The sequence below is a fragment of the Rubneribacter sp. genome, from assembly GCF_965361815.1.
Genome location: NZ_CBDTNW010000130.1, coordinates 1 through 3,142, shown reverse-complemented (window position 1 = coordinate 3,142; position 3,142 = coordinate 1). Strand labels below are relative to the sequence as shown.

The 3,142-nt window shown below is 65.6% G+C and carries 3 protein-coding genes; all 3 read right to left on the bottom strand.

All coding sequences use genetic code 11. The features are described 5' to 3' along the window. Window positions 1-784, bottom strand: a 784-nt coding sequence (locus ACWKY3_RS09570; protein WP_449316178.1) for a pyruvate formate lyase family protein, incomplete at its 3' end; no start/stop codon positions are given. Between the two features lie 99 nt (window positions 785-883). Continuing rightward, on the bottom strand, window positions 884-2,173 hold the full coding sequence (locus ACWKY3_RS09565) for a 4Fe-4S binding protein (RefSeq protein ID WP_449316177.1): 1,290 nt from the start codon (window positions 2,171-2,173) through the stop codon (window positions 884-886). 71 nt (window positions 2,174-2,244) lie between these two features. After that, window positions 2,245-3,142, bottom strand: an 898-nt coding sequence (locus ACWKY3_RS09560) for a glycyl-radical enzyme activating protein (RefSeq protein WP_449316176.1), incomplete at its 5' end; no start/stop codon positions are given.

Genomic DNA, 3,142 nt, shown 5'->3' with positions numbered 1-3,142 from the left:
TCTTGCAGGCCTTGGCCTGGCGCTCGGCCTCGTCGGCGTAGTTGTTGGCGAAGGCGATGACGCCCTCGAGGGCGAGGATGGTGCCCTGGTAGAAGTTGTAAAGGTCGTACGCCTTGGCGTCGAGCGGCTGGCCGATCTTGGCCAGGTGCCCGCGGCACACCTCGATAAGCCCGTTGCAGCCCAAGTCGACGACTTTCTGGTAGTCGGCGATCACGCGGCCCTCGGGCACGTCGAACATGAAGCGCAAGAACAGCAGCTGCGCCTGCATCATCTCCACGCTGTCGAAGTCGGGCACCGTGCTTTTCAGCACGGCCTCGGCCTGGCTGCGCCAGTCCTTGCCCTCCCAGAACGTGGCCACCTCAAGGATCTTCGCGCTGTCCTCGGGATGGATGCGGTAGATGCCCAGGCGGTCGCCTTCCTTCTTCTGGAGGGTGCCTTCCATGTAGGCCTCCTCCTCGCGCTTGATGTCCTTGAAGCCCTCGAGCATCCACGTCTCGTACTCCGGATAGACCTGCGTGCCCAGAAAGTAGCGCGACTGCGACCCCACGATAAGCTCGTCGTCCCAGATCTTGGGCGTGAGGTTGGACAGAACGTGCTTGAGCGCCCCGCCCGCGCGGATGTAGAGGGGCTCGTTCCAGTGCTCCTTCATGTACTCGGTGTACAGGCAGGCCCGTTCGGAGTCGATGTAGGCCTCCTCGTTCAAAAGGTCGTGGTAGCGCTTTTCGACGCGCGGCGTGCTGGGCGCGCCGGACACCTCGCGGTCGGTGAATTCCCGTGCTGCCATCGGCGTCCTCCAATCGTTTTCTCGGGTCGGATAGGGGCGAAGCCCGCTTGGGCCGCAGGGGCCGTTGCGGGCTTCGGTCAAGCTGCGGTCGCGGCGGGTTTACGCCTTCTCGATGTACCACTTCCGATGCGTGCCGTGGCCGTCCCAAACCTGGGTGCCGTTGTCGCGACGCACCATGTCGATGACCGGATCCTTGTACTGCGGGCAGTAGCCCATGCACCAGCTGCATCCGGCACAGTGCTCGTCGTCGAGGACCGGCAGGCCGTCCTTCATCTCGATGGCGAAGTACGGGCACAGCTTCGCGCAGGTGCCGCAGCCCGTGCACTTGTCGTAGTCGAACTTCGGGATGATGGGCGACACCGGGGACATGATCTCCTCGCGCGGCCAGTCGCGCACGTAGCCGAAGTCGTCGACGACCTTGCCGATGAACTCGGAGGTGTGCTTGTAGCCCTTGCGGTCCATGAAGTCGCTCATGCCCTCGATGCACTTGCCCAGGATGCCGACGCCGCGGCTGTAGACAAGCGAGCACAAACCGGCGATGTGGGCGCCAGCCATCATGTAGCGCACGCAGTCGTCCCACGTGCCGATGCCGCCCACGCCGATGACCGGGAAGCCCTTGATGGACGCTGTGGTCTCAAGCACCTTGGCCAGCGAGAACGGCTGGAAGATGCGTCCGAGCGAGAAGCCCACGGCGTAGGGGCCGCCGTAGAACTCGCCGGCCTCGGGGTCGATCCAGGTGCCGTAGAAGGTGTTGTTGGCCGTGATGGCCGCGGCGCCGGCCTCGACGACGGCGTGGGACACGGCGGCCTGGTTCACGCACTGGGGCGTGGCCTTGAAGATGACGGGGATGTCCACGGCCTCCGCGCACATCTTCACGATGGCGCCGGACTTCTCGGGATCCATGGCCTGCGGGGCGCCGCAGTCAAGCTGCGACTTCACCGCGCCGAACGTGGCGTGCGGGCCGCCGGTGTCAAGCTCGATGGCGTCCACGCCGATGGACTCCATGTCCTTCAGGATGGGGATCCAGTTGTCGGGGTCCATGCCGGCCGCGTTGACCGAGCCGATGTACATGACGTTGTTCTTGCGGCACAGGTCGACGATGGCGGGGCCTTCCTTGCTCATCCACTCGTCGTAGGGGATCTTCGAGAACATCTGGGAGGACACCCACGTGTCCTTGAAGTCGTTGCTGAAGCGCTTGAGCGGGTAGAAGAACGGGCGGGGCCAGCGATGGGGACCGTCGATCTTGTGGATGGTCTTGCCGGTGAGCCAGCCGATGCCCTGGTCGATGACGTGCTGGGCCTCCCACTTCGTCTCGCCGAAGTCGCAGGAGGACACGCCGACGGGGTTCTTCAGCTTGTAGCCCAAGAACTCGGTAGTCAGATCTGCCATGATGGTTCCTCGCCTTTCTCTCTGTGCTTGCCTTTCCTATTCGGTTCGCGGCGCGGGGCCGCGCTAGCCGATCACATCATGCGGCCCACGGTGGTTCGCAGGCCGTGCCGCTCCATGACGGCGCGGGCGCGGGCGACCTCCTCGGGCGAGGGGGATCGCAGCCCCTCGTAAGGGGAGGGCAGCCCAAGGCCCTGGTACTTCGCCTCTCCAAGCGCGTGCAGCGGGTTGACGTCCACCCATTCCACCCCCAGCCTCTCGCAGAACGCGGCGGTGGCCTCCAGGTTCTCGTCGGAGTCGTTCTCGCCCGGTACGAGCGGAAACGAAACGCGGACGTCGACGGTGGCCGCTATGCGCTCGGCGTTGGCGAGCACCGTCTTGTTGGACACCCCGGTGAGGCGCTCGTGCTCGCTCGGGTCCATGTGCTTCAGATCGAGCAGGACGAGGTCGGTGAGCTTGAGGATTTCGGCCAAGTCCTCCTCCGATCCGAACCCGGTGGTGTCGAGCACCGTGGAGATGCCGGCTGCCTTGCAAAGCCCGAACAGCTCGCGCGTGAACTCGGGCGAGCTGAGGGGCTCGCCGCCTGAGAGCGTGAGGCCGCCGGCCGCGCCGTAGAAGGGCTTGTCGCGCTCCACACGTTCGAACACCTCCTGGGCGGTGAGCCTGGTGCCGGACACCTCGAGCGCCCGATGCAGACAGACGTCCGCGCAGGCAAAGCAGCGGGTGCAGGCGCTCCGGTCGACGGGGCGACCAAAGCGGGGGTCTATCGCGCCCTCGGGGCACGCCCCCGCGCACCTCCCGCAGCCTTGGCAGCGCGCCGCGTGGAAGAACAGCTGCCGCTTTTTCGTCCACGTCTCGGGGTTGGAGCACCACAGGCAGCGCAAAGGGCAGCCCTTCACGAACACCGAGGTGCGGATGCCGGGGCCGTCGTGGGTGGAAAACCCCGTGATCTCCGATACGATGGCTTCGCTC

Coding starts and splice junctions, on each gene's coding strand:
- ACWKY3_RS09565 (WP_449316177.1), bottom strand. CDS start 2,173: ATGGCAGATCTGACTACCGAGTTCTTGGGCTACAAGCTGAAGAACCCC.